This window comes from Priestia sp. ST2 (genome assembly GCF_055810735.1).
This window is the reverse complement of record NZ_JBVVNT010000003.1, coordinates 338,027-362,705: the sequence shown is the minus strand read 5'-3', so window position 1 is coordinate 362,705 and position 24,679 is coordinate 338,027. Positions and strand designations below refer to the sequence as shown.

General features: G+C 38.3%; 26 protein-coding genes and 1 riboswitch. Of the genes, 15 read left to right on the top strand and 11 right to left on the bottom strand.

Annotated features, from left to right (window positions below; translation table 11 throughout):
* Positions 1-319: 319 nt before the first annotated feature.
* Entirely contained in the window at positions 320-658 is a 339-nt protein-coding gene (locus AC0KUU_RS14330) for a YmaF family protein (RefSeq protein ID WP_013055902.1), read from the bottom strand.
* Positions 659-911: 253 nt separating this feature from the next.
* Here AC0KUU_RS14330 and AC0KUU_RS14325 point away from each other — a divergent pair, with 253 nt between their 5' ends.
* Positions 912-1,319: a DUF1259 domain-containing protein gene (locus tag AC0KUU_RS14325; RefSeq protein WP_025749486.1), complete on the top strand. Its 408-nt coding sequence runs from the start codon at positions 912-914 to the stop codon at positions 1,317-1,319.
* Positions 1,320-1,531: 212 nt separating this feature from the next.
* Here AC0KUU_RS14325 and AC0KUU_RS14320 read toward each other — a convergent pair whose 3' ends face one another.
* The gene (locus AC0KUU_RS14320) at positions 1,532-2,284 is read right to left on the bottom strand and encodes a M48 family metallopeptidase (protein ID WP_043979736.1); all 753 of its coding nucleotides are present in this window, start codon (positions 2,282-2,284) and stop codon (positions 1,532-1,534) included.
* Positions 2,285-2,545: 261 nt separating this feature from the next.
* Here AC0KUU_RS14320 and AC0KUU_RS14315 point away from each other — a divergent pair, with 261 nt between their 5' ends.
* The 5 genes from AC0KUU_RS14315 (at position 2,546) to AC0KUU_RS14295 (ending at position 8,584) form a co-directional block, all read left to right on the top strand.
* Entirely contained in the window at positions 2,546-3,790 is a 1,245-nt protein-coding gene (locus AC0KUU_RS14315) for a methyl-accepting chemotaxis protein (RefSeq protein ID WP_322551851.1), read from the top strand.
* 528 nt (positions 3,791-4,318) lie between these two features.
* Positions 4,319-4,825 (top strand): GNAT family N-acetyltransferase, encoded by a 507-nt coding sequence (locus AC0KUU_RS14310; RefSeq protein WP_165575418.1) that lies wholly within the window; start codon positions 4,319-4,321, stop codon positions 4,823-4,825.
* A gap of 47 nt (positions 4,826-4,872) precedes the next feature.
* Positions 4,873-6,027, top strand: a complete 1,155-nt coding sequence (locus AC0KUU_RS14305) for an amidohydrolase (protein ID WP_322551852.1) — start codon at positions 4,873-4,875, stop codon at positions 6,025-6,027.
* 62 nt (positions 6,028-6,089) lie between these two features.
* A riboswitch (SAM riboswitch) is annotated at positions 6,090-6,191 on the top strand.
* 68 nt (positions 6,192-6,259) lie between these two features.
* Entirely contained in the window at positions 6,260-6,502 is a 243-nt protein-coding gene (locus tag AC0KUU_RS14300; RefSeq protein WP_013082177.1) for a hypothetical protein, read from the top strand.
* Between the two features lie 468 nt (positions 6,503-6,970).
* Positions 6,971-8,584 (top strand): M20/M25/M40 family metallo-hydrolase, encoded by a 1,614-nt coding sequence (locus tag AC0KUU_RS14295; protein WP_322551853.1) that lies wholly within the window; start codon positions 6,971-6,973, stop codon positions 8,582-8,584.
* An 18-nt stretch (positions 8,585-8,602) separates the two neighbouring features.
* On the opposite strand, the gene AC0KUU_RS14290 is transcribed toward AC0KUU_RS14295, so the two are convergent.
* On the bottom strand, positions 8,603-9,400 hold the full coding sequence (locus AC0KUU_RS14290) for a VOC family protein (RefSeq protein ID WP_322551854.1): 798 nt from the start codon (positions 9,398-9,400) through the stop codon (positions 8,603-8,605).
* Positions 9,401-9,547: 147 nt separating this feature from the next.
* Positions 9,548-9,931 (bottom strand): CotG/ExsB N-terminal domain-containing protein, encoded by a 384-nt coding sequence (locus AC0KUU_RS14285; RefSeq protein ID WP_322551855.1) that lies wholly within the window; start codon positions 9,929-9,931, stop codon positions 9,548-9,550.
* Between the two features lie 113 nt (positions 9,932-10,044).
* Between AC0KUU_RS14285 and AC0KUU_RS14280 the strand changes: the two genes are divergently transcribed.
* Positions 10,045-10,491: a GNAT family N-acetyltransferase gene (locus tag AC0KUU_RS14280; protein WP_043979725.1), complete on the top strand. Its 447-nt coding sequence runs from the start codon at positions 10,045-10,047 to the stop codon at positions 10,489-10,491.
* Between the two features lie 298 nt (positions 10,492-10,789).
* On the opposite strand, the gene AC0KUU_RS14275 is transcribed toward AC0KUU_RS14280, so the two are convergent.
* On the bottom strand, positions 10,790-11,959 hold the full coding sequence (locus AC0KUU_RS14275) for an MFS transporter (protein WP_322551856.1): 1,170 nt from the start codon (positions 11,957-11,959) through the stop codon (positions 10,790-10,792).
* A gap of 174 nt (positions 11,960-12,133) precedes the next feature.
* Here AC0KUU_RS14275 and AC0KUU_RS14270 point away from each other — a divergent pair, with 174 nt between their 5' ends.
* The gene (locus AC0KUU_RS14270) at positions 12,134-12,328 is read left to right on the top strand and encodes a hypothetical protein (protein ID WP_013082184.1); all 195 of its coding nucleotides are present in this window, start codon (positions 12,134-12,136) and stop codon (positions 12,326-12,328) included.
* Between the two features lie 31 nt (positions 12,329-12,359).
* On the opposite strand, the gene AC0KUU_RS14265 is transcribed toward AC0KUU_RS14270, so the two are convergent.
* The 3 genes from AC0KUU_RS14265 to AC0KUU_RS14255 all read right to left on the bottom strand — a co-directional run bounded on the left by AC0KUU_RS14265 (position 12,360) and on the right by AC0KUU_RS14255 (position 15,547).
* Entirely contained in the window at positions 12,360-13,661 is a 1,302-nt protein-coding gene (locus tag AC0KUU_RS14265; RefSeq protein ID WP_014461116.1) for an NCS2 family permease, read from the bottom strand.
* A gap of 219 nt (positions 13,662-13,880) precedes the next feature.
* Positions 13,881-14,831, bottom strand: coding sequence for a sensor histidine kinase (locus AC0KUU_RS14260; protein ID WP_322551857.1), 951 nt, complete (start codon positions 14,829-14,831; stop codon positions 13,881-13,883).
* Between the two features lie 17 nt (positions 14,832-14,848).
* Entirely contained in the window at positions 14,849-15,547 is a 699-nt protein-coding gene (locus AC0KUU_RS14255; protein ID WP_016763353.1) for a LytR/AlgR family response regulator transcription factor, read from the bottom strand.
* Positions 15,548-15,722: 175 nt separating this feature from the next.
* On the opposite strand from AC0KUU_RS14255, the gene AC0KUU_RS14250 reads away from it, so the two are divergent.
* The 7 genes from AC0KUU_RS14250 (at position 15,723) to msrA (ending at position 20,840) form a co-directional block, all read left to right on the top strand.
* On the top strand, positions 15,723-16,460 hold the full coding sequence (locus AC0KUU_RS14250; RefSeq protein WP_028407859.1) for an ABC transporter ATP-binding protein: 738 nt from the start codon (positions 15,723-15,725) through the stop codon (positions 16,458-16,460).
* Between the two features lies 1 nt (position 16,461).
* On the top strand, positions 16,462-17,628 hold the full coding sequence (locus AC0KUU_RS14245) for an ABC transporter permease (protein WP_322551858.1): 1,167 nt from the start codon (positions 16,462-16,464) through the stop codon (positions 17,626-17,628).
* Positions 17,629-17,742: 114 nt separating this feature from the next.
* Positions 17,743-17,877, top strand: a complete 135-nt coding sequence (locus AC0KUU_RS14240; protein WP_256720429.1) for a hypothetical protein — start codon at positions 17,743-17,745, stop codon at positions 17,875-17,877.
* Positions 17,878-18,320: 443 nt separating this feature from the next.
* Positions 18,321-18,455: a hypothetical protein gene (locus tag AC0KUU_RS14235; RefSeq protein WP_406884896.1), complete on the top strand. Its 135-nt coding sequence runs from the start codon at positions 18,321-18,323 to the stop codon at positions 18,453-18,455.
* 137 nt (positions 18,456-18,592) lie between these two features.
* Complete coding sequence (locus AC0KUU_RS14230; RefSeq protein WP_034653601.1) at positions 18,593-19,093, top strand: MerR family transcriptional regulator; 501 nt, start codon at positions 18,593-18,595, stop codon at positions 19,091-19,093.
* A gap of 202 nt (positions 19,094-19,295) precedes the next feature.
* Positions 19,296-19,724 (top strand): MarR family winged helix-turn-helix transcriptional regulator, encoded by a 429-nt coding sequence (locus AC0KUU_RS14225; RefSeq protein ID WP_013082191.1) that lies wholly within the window; start codon positions 19,296-19,298, stop codon positions 19,722-19,724.
* A gap of 153 nt (positions 19,725-19,877) precedes the next feature.
* On the top strand, positions 19,878-20,840 hold the full coding sequence (msrA, locus tag AC0KUU_RS14220) for a peptide-methionine (S)-S-oxide reductase MsrA (protein ID WP_322551859.1): 963 nt from the start codon (positions 19,878-19,880) through the stop codon (positions 20,838-20,840).
* A 25-nt stretch (positions 20,841-20,865) separates the two neighbouring features.
* Here msrA and AC0KUU_RS14215 read toward each other — a convergent pair whose 3' ends face one another.
* Genes AC0KUU_RS14215 through AC0KUU_RS14205 form a run of 3 tightly spaced genes read right to left on the bottom strand, consistent with a single transcriptional unit; the run spans position 20,866 to position 24,623 of the window.
* Positions 20,866-21,990: a GerAB/ArcD/ProY family transporter gene (locus tag AC0KUU_RS14215; protein WP_043979717.1), complete on the bottom strand. Its 1,125-nt coding sequence runs from the start codon at positions 21,988-21,990 to the stop codon at positions 20,866-20,868.
* Between the two features lie 12 nt (positions 21,991-22,002).
* Entirely contained in the window at positions 22,003-23,088 is a 1,086-nt protein-coding gene (locus AC0KUU_RS14210) for a Ger(x)C family spore germination protein (protein WP_322551860.1), read from the bottom strand.
* Positions 23,089-23,102: 14 nt separating this feature from the next.
* Entirely contained in the window at positions 23,103-24,623 is a 1,521-nt protein-coding gene (locus tag AC0KUU_RS14205; RefSeq protein ID WP_043979711.1) for a spore germination protein, read from the bottom strand.
* Between the last annotated feature and the right edge of the window lie 56 nt (positions 24,624-24,679).

Here is a 24,679-nt window from a genome sequence, read left to right as displayed (position 1 = left end):
CTTGCTTATAGGTATACGTATCCACATTTAAACAAAATCAAACATTTTCTTGATTATATATATCTTTCTTTTAAAACACAATATATCGATTGGTGTAGAAACTTTGACATGTCCAAAGACCTGGTATGTCGAACTTTTGGAATAAAGAGCTCGCGTATCCTTTTTTGCTTAAGCAGAGGGAGAGACTGGCATTTAACTCATATATGCACAAAGAGACCTTTATCTATTAAAGGTCTCACTGTTAATAAAGGGGTATAAACACAAGATGAAAATCAGTCCAGAAGCTGAGACTTTGGCTTAATTGCATTAAACTATTTCATTATCTATCGCCTGGAGCAGGATGGTCTACACCTTTGACATGATGCCGATGCTGGTTGTCTTCGCTGGTATAAAAGTCATAATAGTGAACATGCATACCGTTGCCAATGGGAATAGCGGGACCAGAGTAGGCTTTGTAATGATGTGTATGTCCGTCTTCAAAAACAACATAGCCTTCTGTATAGTGAATGTGGCTTCCATCCTCGCTTTGAATTGGAGGAGACGTTACATCGAGGCACTGATGGACATGTCCTGACGCAACAGAAGTGTAGTCCACTGAGCCATGATTATGATGAGGAACAAACCCCGAAATAAAATCATCTTTGCCTATTTTTTTCATTTTACTTCCCCCTATAAATTCAATTTTAAAAAACTGTTTAAGTAAATTTTTTAAATGGACATCTAAATTTCTCTGTTTAGTTAAATTCAAAAATACATGCTATTGATATGAACAAAGAAAAATAAATATGACTTTTGATAATCAGGATTTATAAAATGGGTAGTTTTCCTGTGTGTTTGCCGTTTCTACTTGATAACTTTCACATATATTTATTAAGGTAGGACAAGTTATTACAAGAGAGGAAGTCAGCATAATGAGTTGGGAAAATAAAAAGAGTCTATGTCAGGAGTTTGCGAGAATTCTAGGTGGACAAGGCAGTTTAGATGAAAATGGCGTTTGTTTGGTACAAAAGTTTCGGACAATTCGTTTTAAAATTTTAGGGCGTCCAACACGCTCTCCGTTAGTTACTCCTCAATTTTTTACTTTTGAAGATTTAGATAGCAAGGGAAGAGCGCTAAATCTAGGTGAAACCGTGCTTTTGCAAGAAGAGGTAAATCCATTATTAACGGAGCTTAGAAAAAGGGACATTAAGGTTACGGCCGTTCACAACCATTGGCTATTTGAAGAGCCGAGAGCAATGTATATGCATTTTGAATCCGTAGAACCACCGTTAGATTTTGCACGAAAAGTAAGAGAAGCGTTTAAAGTATTAAAAGGATAGAAAGCAGTTTTTTATAGAATCAGTTTATTCTTACTTACTGCTTTTAAAATTAGATTAATAAAACTTTAAACATGTATATTATATATTGGTTTATAAACTGCGCTTGAATGAACCTATCAGGTTAACTAATTTTTGAGCAGTGAGATTATTCGGGTACTTCTATCCAAATAAAAAAAGCACGCGTTCGCCGCGTGCTTTTTTTATGTATAAACTTAAAATGCGTTTAGGGTGTTATCGCTTAACCACTGTTTGCGTTCAGCTGCATCTTCGAATAACTCATCTGCATTTGTAAATTGAGAAGCAATGACATATTCAATTGTTGCAAGAGGAGCTGTTAGCAAACGCCAGTTTAATACGATTGTATTATCTTGAGTCGTAGCGTATTCTTCACCTAACTCGTCCCACTTAACAGATTCAGGAGCATTGTCTGCAGTTTTTTTAACAGATTTCAAAGCTTCTTGGAATTTTTCACCTGCGCGGCCTTGGTACCATTCTGTTAACAGTTGTCCAATACCTTCATTTGTTTGCTGCTCGTTCCAGCTTTCAGGTACTGTAGCAATGAATTTTGCACGGAATGTCATTTCAGCCTTTGCTACGTCTCCACGAACGATGTTTAAGCGGTATTGACGTCCTAGGTAAGGGAATTTGTCTCCCTCTTCAAAAGAACCAGTTTTAGCTGCAGAAGCTGCTGCTTTAGGAGCCTCTTTTTTAGCTGTTTCTTTTTTTACTGCTTCTTTCTTTGGAGCAGCTGGCTTTTCCTCAGCTGGCTGTGAACCGTTTAGTTGTTTTAAAATCCATGTTGCTTTGCGTGCGATGATTGAACGCACATTGTTTTCATTAAGACCTCTTGGGATAATAACTTTTACCCCTTCTTTGTCACAAATTTGCACCGTGATATCGGTTCTATTTGGAACGACTTCAATTTTGTAGTCAATTGTTTGATTGCCTGTTTGATACGTATACATAAAATTTTTCGTACTCCTTTCTACAAATCTTCATTTTATAAGCAAAGGTAGAGTTTGGTCAAATGAAAGAATAATCAGACAGTTATCAACTGCTGTTGCAGCGCCTTGCAGAATGAAATGTATTCCAATATTTAGTGGAAAAGCGCCAATAATAATTGTTTCAATTCTTCTTTAGTTTTTACAAAAAAATATAAAAATATGCCGATACTACTAATATAGATTAGACATTCTATGTCTTTAGATTGTATAGGGGATGAAAAAATGAAAAAAGCTTTTCAAAGTTTACGCATGAAAATGCTATGTATGATTGCAGCCATGATGGCCATAACATCTACTGTAATTGAAGTAACAAATTATTATCTTATTGTGAAACAAGAGCAAGCAGCTTCGATTACGCTAGTGATTACATTTCTGTTTGTTTCTTTTACAACTACCGTGTTCTATTTTATCATACGTCGCTACATAATTGCGGTTGAAAATTTGTCAAAAACAATGAAAGGGATTTCAAACGGTGATTTATCTGTAGATCTTGCTCCTTTGAAAGGGAAAAATGAGATTAGTACACTCATATCTTCATTTAATGAAATGATGATTCACATGAGAATGCTGCGTCAGAAAATAAGTAAAACAAAGAGCACGGTCAGTCATTCCTCAGAGCAACTGTTTGCAAGCATGGAGGAAACAAAAACAGCTGTGACAGAAGTTACGATGTCGATTCAAGAAATTGCTGCGGGTTCTGATAAGCAGTTGCTAAATGTGGTTGAAACCGAGCAAGCTATGGTGGATATGGCCAAGCTCCTTCAGAAAATGACTGATCATTCTTCAAGGGTACAGCAATCAATGAACAGAGCCTCTGAACATGCTTCCACTGGAAATGTTTCGGTGAAAGAGGTGACGGACCAAATGAATAAAATCTATGAATCAGTTAAGATATCCACTAGTGAAGTAAAGGGACTCGAAGATCGTTCTACAGAGATTGGACGAATTATTGACACGATTACAAGAATTGCTGAACAAACAAATCTTCTTGCACTTAATGCTGCTATTGAAGCTGCAAGAGCTGGGGAACATGGAAAAGGCTTTGCTGTAGTAGCAGGAGAAGTACGTAAGCTAGCGGAAGAATCTAAAACGTCCGCTATACAAATCAGTCATCTGTTACAAGAAATTGAAGCGCAGGCAAAGCAGGCTTATCAAAACATGGAAGTCAATACAGAAGAAGTCACACTTGGTATTGCCACTGTCGAAGATGTAAATGAACAATTTTCCACAATCATGGAAGATGTTTTTGCTGCTCAAGAACAAATGAACAAAATGACAAAGGCAACAGGAGAGATTGATGGGTATTCGTTCAAGGTAATGGAGTCTGTCATGGGCCTTTCAGATGTTGCTAAACAAGCAGCTGCTTATGCTGAAGAAGTAGCTGCGGCTTCACAGGAGGAGTTAGCATCTATAGAAGAACTTGTGGTGTTGGCAGCTACTTTAAAAGCTACGGTAAGTGAATCCTGAAGTTGATTTTGGTATATACGTAATGAGGCTGTGAAAAAAGTATTTTCGTTGCAGGAAGATCCGAACGATGAATGGAGATTCTTGATAGAGAATCCAACTTCGTTCAGATCTTTTCATGGTTATGTTGGACGTAGGTTTCATGTATGTAGGTGCTTCTAGCTACTGGTTGGAGGGCAAGATGAAGACTTCTGGGGGAAAAGGGGAAGAGGTGAGCCACCCAGGAGCATAAGTGACGAGGAGGCTTAGCTGCCGCCTGCGGAAAGCGAAGGTTTGCACGAAAATCGACAGCGGTGTAACAAACAGTCCAGCTCATGTATCCCATTTCTTCGTCTTCAGCTTGGAGTGATTTAGTTATGTCTCAATCTCTTTTGTTTTATTTATACCCTTTATAGAAAACGATAAATAGAATTGACACGTTATAAAAGCAGTTGTATAGTGAGTACGCAAGGCGGCAGTCTGTCTTTTTTAATTCTTAGTAAACTTATAAGTTAAATAAAATATTTAAGCACTGCATAAGGAGACGAAGAGATGAAAAATGAATTCCGTTTGGCAACAAATGACGACGCAGATAACTTATTGAACTTAACTCTACAAGCATATAAGCCTATTCGAGAGCTAGGCATTCCTTTCTTAGCAGCTACTGCTGATCTTGCCCTGGTTAAGAAAAATATTTCTCAAAACCTTTGCTATGTATATGAAGAAGATAAAAGAATCGCTGCAACTGTGTCTATACGAATGCCTTGGGGAGAACATCCAGGTCCGTTTGCTGTTCCGCATCTTTGGTGGTTTGCAGTAGACCCGTCGTTTGCCAGGAAAGGCGTTGGATCTAAGCTGCTGCATCTAGTAGAGGAAGAGATAATAAAAAATATGTTTAAATCAACAGGTGTGTCTTTAGGAACAGCAAAAGAACATCCTTGGTTAGTTGAGATGTATGAACGAAAAGGATATGTTCAAGCTAAAGAAAAGCGCCTTGCAGAAGGTTATACGACCGTATTTCTTTATAAAAAATTCAATAAGGTACACTCTTTGTCGTAAAAGATAGAGAAGTGATCCAAATTAAGAAATGTGAAAGAGTGATAAATATGACAGATCAATTACTACTAAATGAGTTAATAGACATACGCCGTGAGCTGCACCGGTTTCCAGAGCTTTCAATGAAAGAATATGAAACAACTAAACGTATTAAAAAGTGGTTAAGGCACTATGATATTTCTATAGCGGATGCATTCCAATTAGACGTAGGGACAGTAGCAGAAATTGTAGGAGGAAAGCCGGGACCTACTATCGCTATTCGAGCTGATATTGATGCGCTGCCAATTGAAGAAAAAACCAATCTGCCATTTGCTTCTGAAGTGAACGGTGTTATGCACGCGTGCGGCCATGATTTTCATACGGCTTCTATAATCGGAGCAGCTATCCTTCTTAAAGAGCGTCAGCAGGAGCTTTGCGGTACGATTCGATTTATCTTTCAGCCAGCCGAAGAAACGGCTTCAGGGGCAAAAATGCTAGTTGAAAAAGGTGTGCTCGAAGGAGTGGAAGCGATATTTGGGATGCATAACAAACCGGATCTTCCTGTAGGAACCATTGGGATCAAACCGGGACCTTTAATGGCAAGCGTTGATCGTTTTGAAATTGACGTCAAAGGAGTAGGAGGTCACGCGGGTATTCCTGAAAAAACAATAGATCCGATTGCTGCTGCTGGTCAAATTGTTACTAGTTTACAAACCATTGTCAGCCGTAATCTCAGCCCCTTTCAAAATGTTGTTGTCAGCATAACTCAAATCCACGGAGGGAGCTCGTGGAACGTCATTCCTGACAAAGTAACGCTTGAAGGAACGGTGCGTACCTTTCAAGAAGAAGCGAGAGAAAAAATACCGGCTCTTATGAAACGAACTGCTGAAGGGATTGGCGCAGCTTTCGGGGCTTCAGTAGACGTTAAATGGTATCCATATCTTCCTGTAGTCAACAATGATGATAAGCTGGAAAAACTGGCTATTAAAGCGGCAGAGGATCTTAGTTATCAAGTCGTAGAAGCTGAACAATCGCCTGGAGGAGAAGATTTTGCCGTATATCAGCAGCATGTACCAGGATTTTTTGTATGGATGGGTACAGCTGGAGAATATGAATGGCACCATCCTTCTTTTTCATTAAATGAAGAGGCATTACTTGTAGCAGCTTCTTATTTTGCTAATCTAAGCTTTCATTTTTTGAATTCATTCCATTACCGAAAAAATTAAAATATTTTTATTTTTCTATTTACGCGGATGGAATTGTTTGATAAAATAAATTTTAAATTAAAAAGTTATCACGAGTGGACGAGAGATCTGGCTCTTTGACTCCACAGCAACCTACGAATGTAAGGTGCTCCTACCAGCAAAGCATGTGCTTTGGGTGATAAAACGGGTGAAAAACTCATTTTGCATCAAAGCAAAATGAGTTTTTTTTATTTTTCTAAAAGGAGAGGGTTTTATGAGTCATACAGCAGTTGCAGCACATACAGGAGAGAAAGCATTAAAGGAAGCAGTGAAATTATTAGGAAAGCATTATCAAGTAGCTTATCGTGAGTTAGAAACATTTTATGAAATTGTGGTCGAAAACCATGTTCGTACATATGCTGTAGGCATAGATATTAAAGATATACAAAAAGCAAATGAACTAGAAATTTATTCATCATGCTGTTCCAAGCTTGAGCGAGTAGGCTGTCTTTTATAGAAGAAGTCTGCTCGCGCCTCTATTTTTTAAGTGTTTTTAAATAGAAAGCATGGTTTTTGACAAGCAAAGAATCTGGTGGGTATAATCAATACTCGCTAGGTTTTAAAATTAATCATAAATTGTCGAAATTTTTACACAAATTAAAGGTTACATTCGAAATGAATTGTGGTATGTTATAAAACAAGAATATTTTATGAAAGGAGCATTGAAATGGAAATGTCTCTTGAACACGGAAACGATGCAGGAAGCGAACAGCTTATTGATCGTATCCTAGACTTTTTAGAAGATGACCAAAAGTAAAAAAGAGTGTGCGGTGCTATCCCTAGCCGCGCACTCTTTTTTTATCATGTGCGTAAAGACAGCGCCATACTATGATACATAGGGATAGGATGAAAGGGTCTCTGTCAAAGGGATTGACGAATGGTTTTGTTTGATAGAAAATTTAGAAAAAGGAAAGAGATGAAGGGTATGTCGAACAAAACATCTTTGTATCAAACAAAAGAACAGTTAAAAAAACTTGTAAGCGAATTGGTTTCTATACCTAGCGTGACAGGAACGATGGCAGAAGTGGAAATGGCTGAATCGATAGCATCGTATTTATTGAAGCTGCCTTACTTTCAAAAAAATGAGCAAGTCGAGCTTCATTCAACAGGAGACGGGCGATCGATTGTTACAGCTTTTGTTCAAGGGAAAAATACGAACAAAACAGTTGTACTAGTAAGTCATTACGATGTAGTGGATGTACAAGATTATGGACAGTGGAAAAAGGATGCTTTTCACGCTGATACATTAACACGTACTTTTTATAACCATATGGAACAAGTTCCGGCGCACGTACAAAAAGATATGATAAAAGGAGACTGGCTTTTTGGACGAGGAACGATGGACATGAAAGCAGGCATTGCCCTGCATATCAGTATGGTTGAACGAGCATGCAACGGAGAGTTTGACGGAAACATCCTGCTGCTGTCGGTACCGGATGAAGAAGTAAATTCGCTTGGGATGAGAAAAGCAGTGCCTGTTCTTTTGGAACTTGCCCGCAAACATCAGCTGGATTTTTCTCTCATGCTAAATGCAGAACCGGTGTTCAGCCGCTATCCTGGAGATCAAACGAACTATGTGTACTCAGGATCGATTGGAAAAATCATGCCAAGCTTTTTGTGTTATGGAAAAGAAACTCATGTAGGGGAACCGCTAGCTGGTTTAAATGCTAATTTACTAGCTTCTTATTTAACAAAAGAAATAGAATTAAACGTTGATTTTTGCGAAAAAGTAAGAGATGAAACGAGTCCACCTCCTACGGTGCTGATACAAAAAGATTTAAAAGAAGAGTATTCAGTTCAAGTTCCGCACTCTGCCGTTGTATTATTTAATTTATTTATGTTAAACCGCTCTCTTAAAGAAGTAACAGATCTGCTGTTGAAATCGGCTGAAAAAGCAGCTTTAAATGTAAAAAAACATTATAATAAAGCCGCTAGGCAGTACGCTGAGGGAATGGAGGGTTCATCTCTTGACGTGAACGTATGGACGTATGAAGAACTTTATACTCATGCAGTCAAACAGCACGGAGAAAAATATGTGCACGAAATGGAAGCAGCACTTTTGGCACAAGAGGAGGATGACAGAAATAAAACCATTAAATTAGTAAACTCTTTAGCTGGTTTATGTAAAGAAGCAGCTCCGATGATGGTCTTATTTTTTACGCCGCCTTTTTATCCGGCCGTTTGTTCACATGATGATCCGTTTGTACAAGAGATTTTGTCAAACGTACGGGCAACTGCCAAAGAGCAATTCCAATTGGAGCTAGTTGAACAAAGTTATTTTGGCGGAATTTCGGATTTAAGCTATGCCAGCCTGCAGCATCCGCTTCATACATTTAACACGTTAGTAGCCAATATGCCCCTATGGAATAAAGGGTATCATATCCCGCTAGAAGAGCTAGAGGAGCTGAAGATGCCGGTGCTGAACATTGGACCGCTGGGAAGAGATGCGCATCAATGGACCGAAAGATTAGACGTTCAGTATTCCTTTGAAATTTTGCCTCATTTCATTTATCAAGCTATAAAAGAAGCACACAAATAAACATCCGTCCGCTGATGTTTATTTGTTGAATTTAAAAGAAGCTCCTTGTACGTTAATTTGTTGCGGTGTTAGAGCGTGATCCAATTCAACCAAAAATGGACGTTCTCCAACTTTTTTTAATGTATCATGGACAACACCTTGTGTTCCGCTGCAAAAAATAAGGTTTCCTCCATTGACATATAGTTTTTGACAACGTGCATCAAGTAAAGAGTCTTTGTAGCTTTCGCCAGACTGAACGTCCAGCAGTTTCGTCCACTTGCTGATGGATTCTTCGAGGTTATGTACAGCACAGTAAATATTTTTTAGCTGCAGCTGACCAGCTTGGTGGGAAGAAAGATCCGCTAGCTTTGGCTTGCGTTTTTCTTCTGGTTCACCCCATTCAATAAAAAAAGGAAGAGGCAGGGAATCGTGGTCAGCTTCAATAAAACACATTTTCCATTGAAGTCTTTCTCCATCATTGGTTTGGCGAGAACCCGCTACAGGACCTTTTACAGTGACGTTCTTGCTTTCCAGCTCTTTTATCAGCAAATCCATATCATCTGTACGAAGTGCAAATCGGCCAAAATGACCAAGCGGTGTATGTTCGTTAACAAGCTGCTGAATAAGGTCATTATCTGTAACGTTTTGAGCTAACGCGATATCTCTAAGCCCAAGCCATTCAATATAGCTGAGGTTAAAATAAGCCAACGTGTTAAAAGTGCCCCATTTTTCATGGATGCCGCCTTTAATGACATTTATTCCGTATTCGTTTAGTTCTTTCTGAGCTTTAATAGGATCAGGTGAAAAATGAACAAGATGATCAAAAGATAAGTGCATGGATAGGCCTCCTTTTAAGAGAGATTCTTTCCCATTATTATACGTTGTTTTCCTTTTCAAGAAGAGTAAAACGAATGATTATGTAAAATAAAAATCTTAAAAAAAGCAAGCCGCGTATGTTTTAAACTCGACTTGCTTTAGATTTATTTAGCGACGACAGCCATGCCCTTTAAAGCAGCAGCCAAATGATTTATTAAACCATGGGTATGAGCAGCAAGGTGAACCGCAGCGACAGCGGCGACGGCTAGAACGACGAGTAGAACGGCGAGTAGAACGGCGAGTAGTGCGGCGAGTAGTGCGGCGAGTAGAACGGCGAGTAGAACGGCGAGTAGTGCGGCGAGTAGAACGGCGAGTAGTGCGGCGAGTAGAACGGCGAGTAGTGCGGCGAGTAGTGCGACGAGTAGTGCGGCGAGTAGAACGACGACGAGAGCGTCTGTGAAGAGCAGTTGGCTCTTGGTACATAAACGTTTCAAGCTCAGTAGAAGCAATCGCTTCTGTTGCTTCTCTAATTCTTTCAGCAGTGATATGCATATAAACACCTCCTGGCTAATTCGGTACATAATACAATATGTACAAGGAAGGCGTTTGGATATAGTGAAAACATGGAATTTGTCTAAATTTGTGAAAGAAATGGAGTGGTTTTCATGCTTCAAATCCTCGAACATCAAAGAGTGGATATTTCTCTTCAAATAGTAGCTGTGCAAGTAGAAGCTTATCAAGAAGAAGCAAGGCTCATTGGTTTTTCAGATATTCCTCAGCTTACAGAAAGCAAAGAAGATATTATGAAAAGCAAGGAAGTGTTTATCGGAGAAATGATTGAAGGTAAGCTAGCAGGAGTGCTGTCGTTTGAAAAAGAAAATGAGCGATTAACGATTTGCCGCCTCGTTGTGCGTCCTCGTTACTTTCGAAAAGGAATCGGAAGCCGTCTTTTAACACATGTACTTCAAAGATATTCTGAATGTGAATGTATGGTGTCTACAGCCGAAAAAAATACACCTGCGATTAAGCTGTACAAAGCGCATCAGTTTTCAATTATAAAACACACTGCAGCTGCTGATAACCTTGTGTTAGTAACGATGAAAAGAGATTGATCCATCGCTAAATTAATCTAAAGACCAACAAATGAGCTACATGAGCTAGTAGGAATCGACTGTTGATTTCCGTGCAAGACTTCGCTTTCCGCGGGCGGCCGCTGAGCCTTCTCGTCGCTTGCGCTCCTGCCGGGTCTCATCTCTTCCTCTATTCCTCAGCAGTCTCCGTCTTGCTCTCCAATCAACACAGCTAGAATACTCATAACAATAAAAAAATCCGAACGCGCTGGATTCTCCATCAAGAATCTCGATTCACCGTTCGGATCTTCTTTCGACTAAAATAATGTTGTCCCGGCCTCTACGATGAGAGTGTTTGCTCAGAATAATCTAGAACTGTATGACGCTGAATCAGCAGTAAAGCAGCTAAAGTGACAACAGCTCCGATAATAAAGGGCAGCGTCATATTGAGTTTAAAGGCAAATGCACCAAGCAGAGGACCAAAAATACGCCCTAAGCTATCCATTGAGGCGGTTAGCCCCGAAGCAGAGCCATATCCTACTTTGGTTCTCATTGTAATTAATGAGAGGACACAAGGACGAATAAGGGCATTTCCTGCTGTAAATATGCACAAAAATAAGGTAGCATTAACGGCACTAGAAGATAACAAAATAGACGTAAATCCTATTGCTGAAACCAATAAGCCAATGGCCATCAGCTTTTTTTCATTTCCTTTTTTAAATCGCTGCAGCACACCGCCTTGAATCAGCGCTTGAGTTAAACCGCTCGCCATAAACATCCATCCGATTGTCGTAGGAGTAGCATTAATTTTCGCTATTTGAAAAAATTGAAAAGTAGCTTCTAAACCAGCGAGCGTAAAAGTGGCTAAAAATGAAAGAACATATAAATACTTCATAGCTCCTTGAAAATCTGACGTGAAGTCATGCCATCTCGATGTCTGTACTTTATCAACAGATTCTTTTCGTAAAGATTCTTTTAACGTAAAGAATGAGAACGCTGTCATAATCAGTGACAAGATACCAGAGATAACGAAGGGAACAAACAAGCCGAAAGATGAAAGGACGCCGCCTAATGCCGGTCCAAAAATAAAGCCTAAGCCAATCGACATTCCTAACAGTCCCATTGCTTTCGTTCGGTTTTCTTCATCTGTACTATCAGAAGCATATGCAAAAGCACAAGGAATAACAGCTCCTGCGAACAAACCTCCGATGATGCGCGACGTATACATTAAAGTCAGAGAGTTTTCTGCCACCGAAAAAAGAAAAAAGCTTGCGCTAAAGCCGAGTAAGCCCCAAAGTAAGATGGGACGCCGGCCTTTTATATCGGAAAGCTTCCCCCAAAAAGGTGCGGTAATAAAAGATGCGATCGAATAGCTAGCCATTAGTATTCCTAAATTGACCGTGCTTGCACCCGTGGCACGAATAACTTCAGGTACGATGGGGATGATCACTCCAAAGCCGACAAATACCATAAAAATAACAAACATTAACGTTCCAAGCTGTTTGTTCATATGCAATTAAGCCCCTTTCTCTGTAGAACATGCCGTGAGTTTAGTATACCAAATACAAAGAAGTTTTTTACGTATATTTGGTAAAAAGCGTTTTATTTACAAATGGATAACTATGTTAATATTTACCTGTTTTGCTGAGGATGATACAATTAAAAGAAAAGGGACGTGAAGCGATTGCCAATATGGATTGTATTTGCTGGGATCATAGGCGGTCTTTTAGGGTTTGGGGCGCTAGTGGATTATATAGCTAAGAAGAGAAGTATCGAATTAGATCCAGAAGAAGGAATAAAGAATGCTTCTGATGCAGAACAAATCTATGTGGAAAATTATCTTTATCAAACAAAAGAAAATAACAATCACTTTCAATAAAAAAAGCTTGGAGACGAATCTCCAAGCCTTTTTAATGCGGTAAAAAGATGAGCTGATAGAGAAATAAAACAGCAAAGACATACACAAGCGGATGGACTTGTTTGCCTTTTCCTTTTACCAGCTTCATTAACGGATAAGAAATGAAGCCTAGCGCAATTCCTGTTGCAATACTTGATGTAAGAGGCATCGCTAGAACAACTAAAAAGGCAGGGAACGCTTCATCAAAGTCATTCCAATTAATTTTAGCTACAGCACCCATCATCAAGCTTCCGACAATAATTAATGCAGGTGAAGTAATAGCTGCTACGCCAGAAACCGAGCTTACAACCGGACTAAAGAACGCTGCAACAATAAATAAAATGGCTACCGTCACACCTGTTAGACCTGTACGTCCGCCTGCTGCTACACCAGATGAAGATTCAACGTAAGCCGTTGTTGGGCTTGTACCAAATAAAGCTCCAATCGTTGTACCAAATGAGTCAGCAAGCAATGCTTGACGTACGCGAGGCATCTTATTACCTTTCATAAGACCGGCCTGTTGAGCTACTCCTACCATTGTACCTGTTGTATCAAAAATTGTAACAAGTAAGAAAGAAAAAACAACTGTGTACAGATCATGATGAATAACATCTCCAAAAGCAGCAAAAGGGTTTGAAATCATTAAGCCGTCTGGAAGGTGAGGAGAAGCAAACAAACCTTTATCAAATGAAAGCTGTCCTCTAAAGAAAGCAATTAACCCCGTAATAATCATACCGAAGAATAAAGCGCCGTTTACATTTAGCGTATATAAAATGATTGTAATCGCAAGTCCAATCAGTGTTAAAACTACTTTTTCAGACTGCAAATCGCCAAGTCCAATTAAATTTGACTTATTTGCAACAATAATACCGGCTGAACGAAGCCCGATAAAAGCAATAAATAAACCGATACCAGCACTAATCGCGTGCTTTAAATTGCTTGGAATAGCTTCAATTAATTTTTCACGAAACGATGTTAACGATAGGATGATAAAAATAATACCCGCTACGAATACAGCTGAAAAAGCAGTAGCATAGTCGATACTTCCATTTGAACCAACAACTAAAGCAGCAAAGTATGCATTCATTCCCATACCGGGAGCAATAGCGATTGGATAGTTAGCTGCAAGAGCCATCCATAGCGTAGCTACGACCGCTGAAATAATAGTAGCTGTAAAAACTTGATCAAAAGGAACGCCGGCGCTGGACAAAATAACTGGGTTCACAATGACGATATAAATCATGGTTAAAAACGTTGTAATACCAGCTAAAATCTCCGTTTTAGCATCCGTGTTATATTCTTTTAACTTAAACATAAGTAACCTCCAAAAATAACGAACATTAAAAGCAACATGATATATAATATTCGTTTTTTACTTGAAATGCAATAGATTTGCATATAAAAAATCAAAAACTAAAAAAGTGACGATAAAAGAGCTAAAACAAGTGTGAAATATTTCTTTTTTTCGGTGCTTTTTATAGTGTGTGCGTATAGAAGAGGCTCATACGAAAAAAAGCCGCTTGGGCTGCGGCGGCTATGTTACTTGTTTTGAGGAAACGACTATTGGAAATTTTATTTTAATGGAAAGAGTTAAATCGTGATACGTATATTCCAAGCGTCCGTGGTAGTTGGAAACAAGTTCAGAAATGATCCACGTGCCAAGGCCTTCGTGGCGTTCTTTCTTTTCTGTAACATGAAAAGAAGTAAACAAGTGATCTTGACGCTCTCGTGATAAAGGAGCGGTAGAATTGCTGACTTCTAAAATGTAAATGCCGCTTCGGATCATACTCGAAACGGTTATCTCTTTTTTCTCAGAAGAATGAGCGGCTTCTAAAGCATTATGCAGTAAATTCATGATGAGATTCATTTGGTCAAGGTGCTTTAAAGGCAGCTGTGATAACGGTGAATCTAATTGAACATTCATATGTATTCCCCACGTATGTGCTTGATTCTTGCTTTGATGTACAACAGAAGCAACGTGCGAATGTTCACCTTGAATATATGAATGGGTATCATTCAAAGCTTCAACGTAATCTTGAATATACTCTTGTGCCTGCTGTCTTTGATTTGTTTCTAGAAGATAGGATACGGCACTGACATGTTTAATAAAATCATGTCTTTCAGCCCTTAACGCTTGAAAAAGCTCATTGTTTTTTTGAATTTCACGTGAAGCACTGCTTTCCCGGTTGGCTACGAATATGTATTGTTGATAAGAGAAAAACATGTCGGTCATGTAACCAATCATTGCGATAACGGTTAGGGCAATGCTAAAAGGTGAAGATAGGCTAAATAAAAGCAGGAAAAAAGACGTCAGTACGATTGCTTTTTTTATAGTTAGTGAAGGAGCCGTTTGATATTTCTTTCTCCATATAAAAAATGAACCAATTATAAAAGAACTAAGTAGGAGATGTAAACTAACAGGCAGGTCTTTAAAAAAGAGGAGCACGAAAACAGTTAGTAAAACTAGTGTGTAAAATAGTTTCATTTTAGATAGTCCCTCCTTTAAAAGTATTCTTTTTGCAAGATGTCTAAATTTGTTTTCGTGATTAAAGCTGTTTTTTCGGTGCTTTGAAACATCACTGAGTAGGAGTGCTTAGTATACAGGGAGAAATTTTGAATATAGGAAATGTTGATAATAAAAGCTCGATGAGACCTTAGAAAATGACTCGCTGTTAATTCTTTTTCAATTTCGTTTAATGATTGATAGGTACTAAATTCTCCATTTGTCGTTATGATTGTGGTAGAGCGACCTGTTCGTTCTGCAAATATAATATCTTGTTTGTTCAGCACTTGCATTTCGGTTTTTTGTTTTAAAATAAGCTTATCTCTTGTGTCAGTTGATTGTTTTTTTTGATGAAAACGCTGAATGCCTTTTAACAGACGCTCTTTAGAATAAGGCTTCATAATGTAGTCTAAAACGTTGAGTTCAAATGCATGAACGGCAAAGCCGCTGTGCCCAGTGACAAAGATGACTTGAATATCAAGTGCGTAAGCATTGATAAAGTCTGCAAGCTCATAACCTGATAGCTTTGGCATTTCAATATCTGTAATTAATAAATCAATTTCATTTTTTTTAATTTCGTTATAAGCTTCCTCCGCGCTGCTAGTCGAAAAAAGGATGTCTATATCATCTTCTCTTTCTAAAGAAATCCTCAATTTCTCTAAATCATATGAATGATCGTCCACTAATCCTACTTTCATAAATAAAAACCCTCTTTGTTTCATTCTATTGGATATTACCACACTATTTTACCATGATTTACAAGGTGGAAAGGACGTTTCACGACATAAAAAACCCTCTTTATGACAAGATGGAAGATGCTGTATGAAAAATAAGCTAAGATATAGTCAATCACAGTAAAAGGGGAGAGCGGATATGATTGAAATCAAAGGTGTTACGAAATATTTTAAAGAAAAAAAGCAAACAATTGCAGCTGTTCAAGATATTCATGTAACCATCTCACAAGGAGAAATTGTAGGGCTATTAGGTGAAAATGGTGCGGGGAAAACAACTCTTTTACGTATGCTGTCGACTGTACTTGAACCATCGGAAGGTAATATGTTCATTCACGGAATTAACATTCATAAACAGCCGGATAAAATAAAACAAAGAATTGGCGTGCTTTTTGGCGGTGAAACAGGCTTATACGACCGTTTGACCGCTCGTGAAAACTTAGCTTATTTTGCTAAGTTTTATGGCATGAGCAAACATGAAACAAAGATAAGGATTGAGGAACTGGCCAAACGTTTTGGAATGAAAGACTACTTGGATCGCCGCGTCGGAGGCTTTTCAAAAGGAATGCGTCAAAAAGTAGCCATTGCACGAACTATTCTTCATAACCCGGACGTTATCCTATTTGATGAGCCGACTACAGGATTAGACATTACATCAGCAAACATGTTTCGTGAGCTTATTAAAAGTCTGCAAAGAGAAGGAAAAACGATTATTTTTTCCAGTCACATTATGGAAGAAGTGGAGATGCTGTGTCAGTCTATCATCATGATTCATAAAGGAAAAATGATTTATCAAGGAACAAATGAACAGCTTTATAAAGAAGAAGAAAGCACAGATTTAAACTATATCTTTATGTCGCGTATCGTGAGGGGGGCTTAATATGATTTGGCATATTTATAAAAAAGAGTTAATTGATTGTTTGCGAGATCGAAAGACGATTATCTTTAGTGTGTTGATTCCTATTTTATTAAATGTAGGGATTATCTTTTTTGCCGACAAAATGATGGCTAGTGATCAAACGGATTCTATGTCTGTAGCTGTTACAAAGAATTCTGATGCCAGTGTGATCGATTGGTTAAAAAACGATGACAACATTAAAGTAATTGAAAGTAAAAATCCACTCAGCGCTGTAGAACAAGGGAAAGCGTTAGCGGCGTTAAAGATACCAGGTAATTTTTCTTCAGAAATGCGTAACATGAAATCGCCAAAAGTTACTGTTTATATTGATTCGTCCAGTATGAACTCAGGCGCTACGGCGGATTATATACAAAATATATTAAATAAACATCGAGAAGCTATAGTTAACGAACGCTTAGGTCAATTAAATGTCAATAGTCAAATGATTGCTCCGTTTAATGTGGTTGAAAAAGGAGAGTCTAAGGAAGATGACGGCTCTTTAACTATGATTGCGATGTTTGCCCCAATGATTATCATTATGGGCGTTTTAGGTGGTATTCTTCCCTCTGCAAATGATATCTTTGCAGGTGAAAAAGAACGAAAGACGATGGAAGCTTTATTGATGTCTCCTGTCAAAAGAACTCAATTATTAGTTGGGAAATGGCTGACTATCTCTACATTCGGTATCATAAGCGGTCTTTTGTCGACATTGGCCTTTGTTTTGTCTGTGCGTTATTTAACAACGGTATTAAATAATGCACTGCAGCTTAAGGGGCATTTTACAACCTTTATTTTCTCATTTTTAGTTAGTCTTACTTTACTAGCGCTTCTAGGAGCTATGGTATTATGTATTCTTAGCCTTTTAGCAAGTTCGGTTAAAGAAGCGCAAAGCTACACATCCCAGATTATGATGGTAGCGATACTTCCATACTTTTTACTGATGGGAAAATCCGTACACGAACTGCAGCCAAGCGGATTCTTAATTCCTATTTATAACGTATTTGCACTTATGAAACAGCTTCTCTACGGTGTCTATGACATGCAGAGTCTTGCCTATACAATAGGAAGCTTATCGGTTTGTACGGTTGTTTTATTTGCGGTTGGTTATACGATGTTTACCAAAAGCCGCTGGGTGCTTGGTAAAGGTTAAGAGACTGGACAAAAGTATGTTAGTTGAAGGAAGATTCGAACGAGTAATCGTTCGGATTTTTTTATGGGAATGGTGAACGTAGGTTTCAAGTATGTAGTTAGCTGCTTCTAGCTGTTGATTGGAGGGAAAGACGGAGACTCCTGCAGGAAAAGCGGAACAGGTGAGATCCCACAGGAGCGGAAGCGACGAGGAGGCTCACCGGCCGCCCGCGGAAAGCGAAGTCTTGCACGGAAATCAACAGCGGGGTAACAAGCGCTTCATAAATAGCTCATTTACCCCATTTGTTTGTCTCTAGATTGAATTGATTTCGTTATGTCTCAACTTTTTGTGTAGGGAAAGAGCAATTAAAAGAGAATGTAGGAAGAAAGGAGAGTGAGACAGTTGCATCCTATTATAGTAGAAGAAATTCCCCATTCGATAAAAAGTATGTAAAGTAAATCGAAAAAGTGACGTTTCCAAAGCAAGGGTGTACATCGTGTACATCGGATGTTGGGATCCTTCATACGGCTAAAGGGAGATAGGTTTTAAAGAGAGCAAAAGGGGGAAAGTACAGAAAATGGTTATATAGGTAATATTATGTATTAAAAAATATACGGGCACTGGCGGACTTTCAAAGCCCTAGTGCTTACAAATTCGTTCAAACAGCTGTTATTGACTGGAGCGGAGGAACCTGCGGAGACGCTCGTTATGATATGGCGCTTGCTGTGCGCTTTGAAGACGGAATTTTTACAGATAAAGAGCGCGCGTCTTTTTTTAAGGGATATGGCAAGCAGATTTCACAGCACGAATTTTGTTATTTTGCAGAAGGATTGTACGAGTTTTTCTAAGTAATAATGACATCATTTTCTTCATTTGTTGAACGTCCACTTTCTTTGACGAATTCATACTAGTTTTGTCACGCATGAAGGGATTTAAAAATTTCTCTCGAAATGGCTAGTAAATGAAAAAAATGGAGGGATGGAACATGACGATGAAAACGGTAGATGTGGCAAAAGCGCTGGGAATACATCCAAGTACGGTATTAAAGTGGGTCAAAATGGCGGATATCGAGCTAGAGAGAAATGAATCGGGACACTGTGAGTTTACAGAAGAAAATGTTGAAGCACTTAGAAACTTTCAAAAAAACCGCAATCGTCAAGCCGTCGTCAAAGTGGTAGAAAAAGTAGTGGAAAAAGAGGAAGTCGTTATATCTGATGAACGTGCACAAGACATGCAAAAGCAGCTGGATCAGCTTTTTTTAAGGCTAATTGAAAATGAAAAGCGTACAGAAGAAAAAGCGGGAGAAGTAGTGACTTTTCAAATTTTAGAGCATCGTTCAGAAATCGATCGATTAAATAAAGTTATTACGAAATTAGAGAATCGAGTAGTGGAACTTGAAAGTCAGTTAAAAAGTGAAGACAGCTTAAAAGGTAAAAAGCCTGTTCCGAGATGGAGAAGCTTTTTAACCGGTATTTTTAGCTATTAGCAGCGATTTACCATAACGGTAAATCGCTTTTTTTATGGAATTTTATGAAAAATACATCAATTCGTACAGACTTGTGGAAAAAAATCTCAATAATAGTTGACGAAACGCTTAGTAATTTGATAAAACTAATTAAGTTAAGAAAGTGAAATACTTTCGTAAATACATATTCGTTATCATGTGATAGCGTTAAGGAGAGTGACAAGTGAAAAAAAGAGAAGAGCTCGTTCAAGAAATGGAGACGCTGTTTCGCTTTGTGTTCAGACAGCTTCGCCAAGAAATTAATGAAGTATACAATTCAGAGCTATCAACAAATGAATTTATGGTGCTTCGTATGCTGGTTGATTCCGGCAGGCAGCGATCAACTGATTTATCAAAGTATCTTCAAGTGTCAGCAAGCCACATTACGGCGGTAACCGACTTGCTTTTATCAAAAGGCTACATTGCACGCAAACGGTCTGAAAACGATCGGCGTATTATTGATATTGAACTGACCAAGGAAGGACAGGATATTTTTAATGCTATTCAAGAGAAGAAACGAGCCTATTTCCTTGAGCGTTTTGAGCACTTTACAGATAAAGAAATTGAAACGGTGAATAAACTGTTTCACAAAATTAAAGGCGATCAAAAATAAAGCGCTTTAAGTGCGGAAGAATAATCAGTGAACATGGCTTTCACTGATTATTTTTTTGTCTTAAAACGCAAAGAGTATGAAAGGCAAGTTAGTTGGTGAGAACATAAAATCAGCGTATAATAATAGAAAGAACACATGAAGGAGGTCATCTTTTTGACAGAACAATATGAAGTAGCAACTTTTGCGGGCGGCTGTTTTTGGTGTATGGTGAAGCCCTTTGATGAACAGCCAGGCATTATAAAAGTTGTATCTGGCTATACAGGCGGTCACAAAGAGAACCCGACGTACAAAGAAGTATGCTCAGAAAACACGGGCCACTATGAAGCGGTCCAAATTACATTTGATCCAGAGATTTTTCCATATGAAAAGCTTTTAGAACTATACTGGCCTCAAATTGATCCAACGGATGCAGGGGGACAATTTGCGGATCGAGGCGACTCGTATCGAACAGCTATTTTTTATCACAATGAACATCAAAAGGCACTAGCTGAAGAATCGAAGCAGCAATTAGAAGCAAGCGGTCGTTTTTCTGAGCCGATTGCTACACAAATTCTACCGGCAAAACCGTTTTATGAAGCGGAAGAATACCATCAAGGTTACTATAAGAAAAATAAATTCCGCTATGCTATGTATCGACGTGGGTCTGGACGTGATCGTTTTATTAAAGAAAACTGGAAAGACTTTGGACGCGACGACCAGCTGAAAACGACATTAACGCCTATTCAGTATGAAGTTACTCAAAACGATGCAACGGAACCTCCATTTCGCAATGAATTTTGGGATCATACAGAAGATGGTATTTATGTAGATATCATATCAGGAGAGCCGTTGTTTAGTTCAACTGATAAGTATGATGCCGGATGCGGATGGCCGTCTTTCACAAAAGCGATTAATAAAGATGAAGTAAAAGAAAACATGGACGTTAGTCATAATATGGTTCGTACAGAAGTACGAAGCAAAACGGCTAATTCTCATTTAGGTCATTTATTTGATGATGGTCCGCAAGATGCAGGCGGCTTGCGCTACTGTATCAACTCAGCAGCTCTTCGCTTTGTTCCGAAGGAAGATTTAGAAAAAGAAGGATACGGAGAATACGCTGTTTTATTTAACAAATAAAATAATATGAGAAAAAGAGCGTGATTCAACTTAAAGTTGGCTCACGCTCTTCTTTTTGTGCTTTCTTTTGTTTTATTTTGGCTCGAATGAGGCTGTAGAGAAAAAGAAAAGGAATGTAGCCATAAATAAAGTAAAAGCCCGTCATGGATAATCGTGTATTAAGCTGATCAATGGTTTCCCGATCATCAAAGAAAATAGAAAAACCAAGAAGGGCAATAAGAACTAATATAAGAAAAATCGTAGGCGGCTTATTAAATGTTTTACTGAATCCACGAATTGTACACCATACGCTGACAGCAATAGTAGGAAGAACAACTAAAAGCCACAGAGAAATTAAAATATATTCAAAACGCTGTAAAAATGGGATTTCAATAATTTTAGCCATCGTTAAAGTTGGCCAGATGGTATGGCCTAACTGTCCTTGGCTAAAGTAAGCAAATGACACTAATGCTGTGCAAAAATATAAAAAAGTGCTGAACAAAACGCCATATTGCCCCCACTTTTGGCTAGTAGCGCCATTTTTTATAAATGGATAGAAAAAAAGCACGGATTCAAATCCTAAATTCTCAAAGGTCATCAGTTTAGTTGAAATTAAAAATTCCCATATCGTATGGTCAAACAAAGGAAATAAGTTGTTAAGGTGCCCATATTTTAATGTATAAACCAAGGCAAACACGAGCGGCAAAGGAAGCATTACCCCAAAAAAGGCAATTCCAGTAATCACACGAAACCCACCGGAAACTGTGTAGTAAATAATAGGCAGGTATACAAGTGATACGATCCATGTTTCCAGCTGTGGAAACATCCATATTTGTAAAATCTCTACATACGTTCGGTAAATCGTTAATGCAAAGATAAAATAATAAATCGAAGCGGCAAGGGTTAAAGCCCCTCCAAGGTATTTTCCAAAATATAGCCGGTGAATATCAATAATATCGCTGTTTTCACGGGTTAAGATATTAAAAATCATCGCTAATAAAATACAGACGCTGATCGCAGCGAGGAAGATAGATATCCACGCTTCATATCCAGCACCTTTAATAATATAACGCTGAAATCCTAGTATTCCAACGCCAATCTGAGTAGAGTGAACTAAGAAAAAAAGAAAAGAAGGGGAAACTTGATTTTCTTCTTTAATTGTATTGTGCATCTTTTCTTCCTCCTAGTTGCTAATACCGGTTTGAATAAGATGAACATGAGCTTTTACTTCAATATTCATATCCGGATATTGCGCTTTGAATTCTTCACTGTTAAACCCTCGTGTTTTACTTCGCACATAATCTGTAAAACAAATGGGGTCGATTTTGTGTTGCTGAAGCTTTTTAATAAAAGCATTTCCATCTTTTTCAATGTCTTTTTGAAGCGTTCTTTCAACCATTTTAATATGCTCGGGGTCTGTTAAATCTATCCATCCGGGAAACTCTTTTACAAGGCCGTCGACAGTTAAGTGCGCAATAATACTTGGATGCTGATGATTTCCTTTAATTTCATACTTTGTTTTAGTGCGCAAGTTTTGCAGTATAATTTCGCCTTTATGGTCACTTTTTTTAATTTTTACTGAGTAGCGGCCGTGCTTTGTTCCGCTTGTTAGCAGCTTAAATAAAAACGTTTCTTTCATTCCGATGGTTGTAACGACTTTTTGCTGCTTGAAAAGCGCCAGTCCTTTTAATTTAATAGCATCTTTTTCTTGGGCTAAAACAGGAAGATACGGGTCACGGTCGTCGCTAAAAAAACTGAATAAAAAAATTTGTAAATTGGTGTTAGGCAAATTTTCTGTGCGGATATTTTGTTCGATTAAATTCGAAATAAACTGATAGTCTTTAATTTTCTTTTTTGTAACGGAGCTCAATAATTCGTGTGCGTTGCCATCTACAATGCTTAATTTAATATTACGTCCAAGGTCTGGATTTCTAGCAATTGTATTTACTAATTCATCTACTCCATGTGTTGCAAATTTTTCTCCAATAACGATGCTCCTCAGCTGCCCGAAAGCAACGGGAAGAGATGATTTATTGTTTAAACGAAGTGGAATATCAAATGATGAATTAGCAGTAGCCGCAATAATACTTGGTTCTTCCGTTGGTCCATATTTATAGATAGGATATAAAATGGTTCCTCTGACTTTATTGCTTTGAGGAATATAATCATACCCTATGGAGTTGACTACTTGAATTTCGTCAATCGTTTCACGGTCTGCACAGCTCGTTAAAAAAGTAAGGCAAGTGCATAAAATAAGTATTCTCTTCATGACGTTTCCCCGCTTTACTCATTATCTAAATTACTTTTTCTTTTACCTTTATTCGCTTTATTGGGGTTATAGCGGAATCGCTCTAAAGGACGCAAGTAGCTTGGCCGCTTGGCTGTATGACTATAGGGCAATCGCAGAAAGGTATCCCTATACTCTGTGGGCCGAAACGGAAAAAGCGGAACAAGATAAGGCATGCCCAAAGATTTTAAACGAAGCAAATGAACCAGCAAGAAACAAAAACCAAAGGTGATGCCGACTAAACCAAACGCAGTGGCAAACAAAATAAACGGAAAACGTAGCAGCCGGATCGTGTTAGACATTTTAAAAATAGGCGTCGTAAAAGAAGCTAAAGCTGTCAGTGAAACAATAATAAGCAAAATATTGCTTGTTAATGCAGCTTCTACTGTTGCTTGCCCAATAACAATCCCGCCTACGATTCCAAGTGTTTGACCTACTTTTGTTGGAAGTCTGGCTCCGGCCTCACGAAGCAGTTCAATGGTAATTTCTAAAAAAAGTACTTCGATGACCGGTGGAAAAGGAACGTTTGTCCTTGAAAAGATAATAGGCCCCAGCAGATCTTTTGGAAGCATTTCATAATGATACGTAACAATCGCTACATAAAGAGGCGTAGCAAAAATAGAGAAAAAGACGCCAAAAATACGAATAACTCGGAAAAATGACCCTAGAACCCACGGTAAATAGTAGTCTTCAGGTGAAATAAAGAAGTCAAGCAGCGTTGACGGACCTGTAACTGCGTAGGGTGAACCGCTCGAAAAGAAGGCAGCTTGCCCGTTTAACAGACTGAACAAGACTCGATCGATCCGCTCTGTTGTTAAAAAGAGTGGAAACGCCGTAGACGAATTATCTGAGATCATCTGATCAAGCATCGTACTATCAAAAATGACGTCGAAATCTATATCTTCCAGGCGCTGCGTCATAGTGTCTACGTGCTGAGGGTTCGTTACGCCTTCTAAATAAACAAGAACGACGCGCGTTTTGGATTTATTTCCTACGGTGAGTTCTTTAAAAATAAGATTTTCGGAAATGACCGTTTTTCTCATTAAGTAGAGGTTGACATCTAAATCCTCTACAAAACCAATTTTAGGACCAACGACGCTGAACTCATTTTCCGTTTCATTTTCTTTTCGAAACCCTGTATCAAAGCTTTGAACTTTAATAAGAGCTACTAGCTTATCGTCTTTATGAAATTGAAACATCACATAGCCGCGCAGCAGCTTTTCTAAAATTTCTTTTGTATCTTTTGTAACGGAAATATCTTCAATCGGCAGAACATTTTCGACTTCATATACACTGCTTAACGTGAAGTCTAATTTTTGAAAAGGCTCAAGTATTTTATCTTCAACACTTTGCATGTTTACGAGCTGCTTAAAATAAGTAATAATGTATTTTCTATGCTGCGAACCAATGGCTAATGTTGTGAAATCACTTGATTTTTTTAATTGTTTAATCAGTTCATCCAATGTTTTTTTGGGCTGATCCTCTGCATTCTTTTTTTTAAATAAATGTTTAAACATAACCGTGCCCCTCGTATGACTTTCTATTACTGGTAGTTTGTTCATGTACTTCCTTT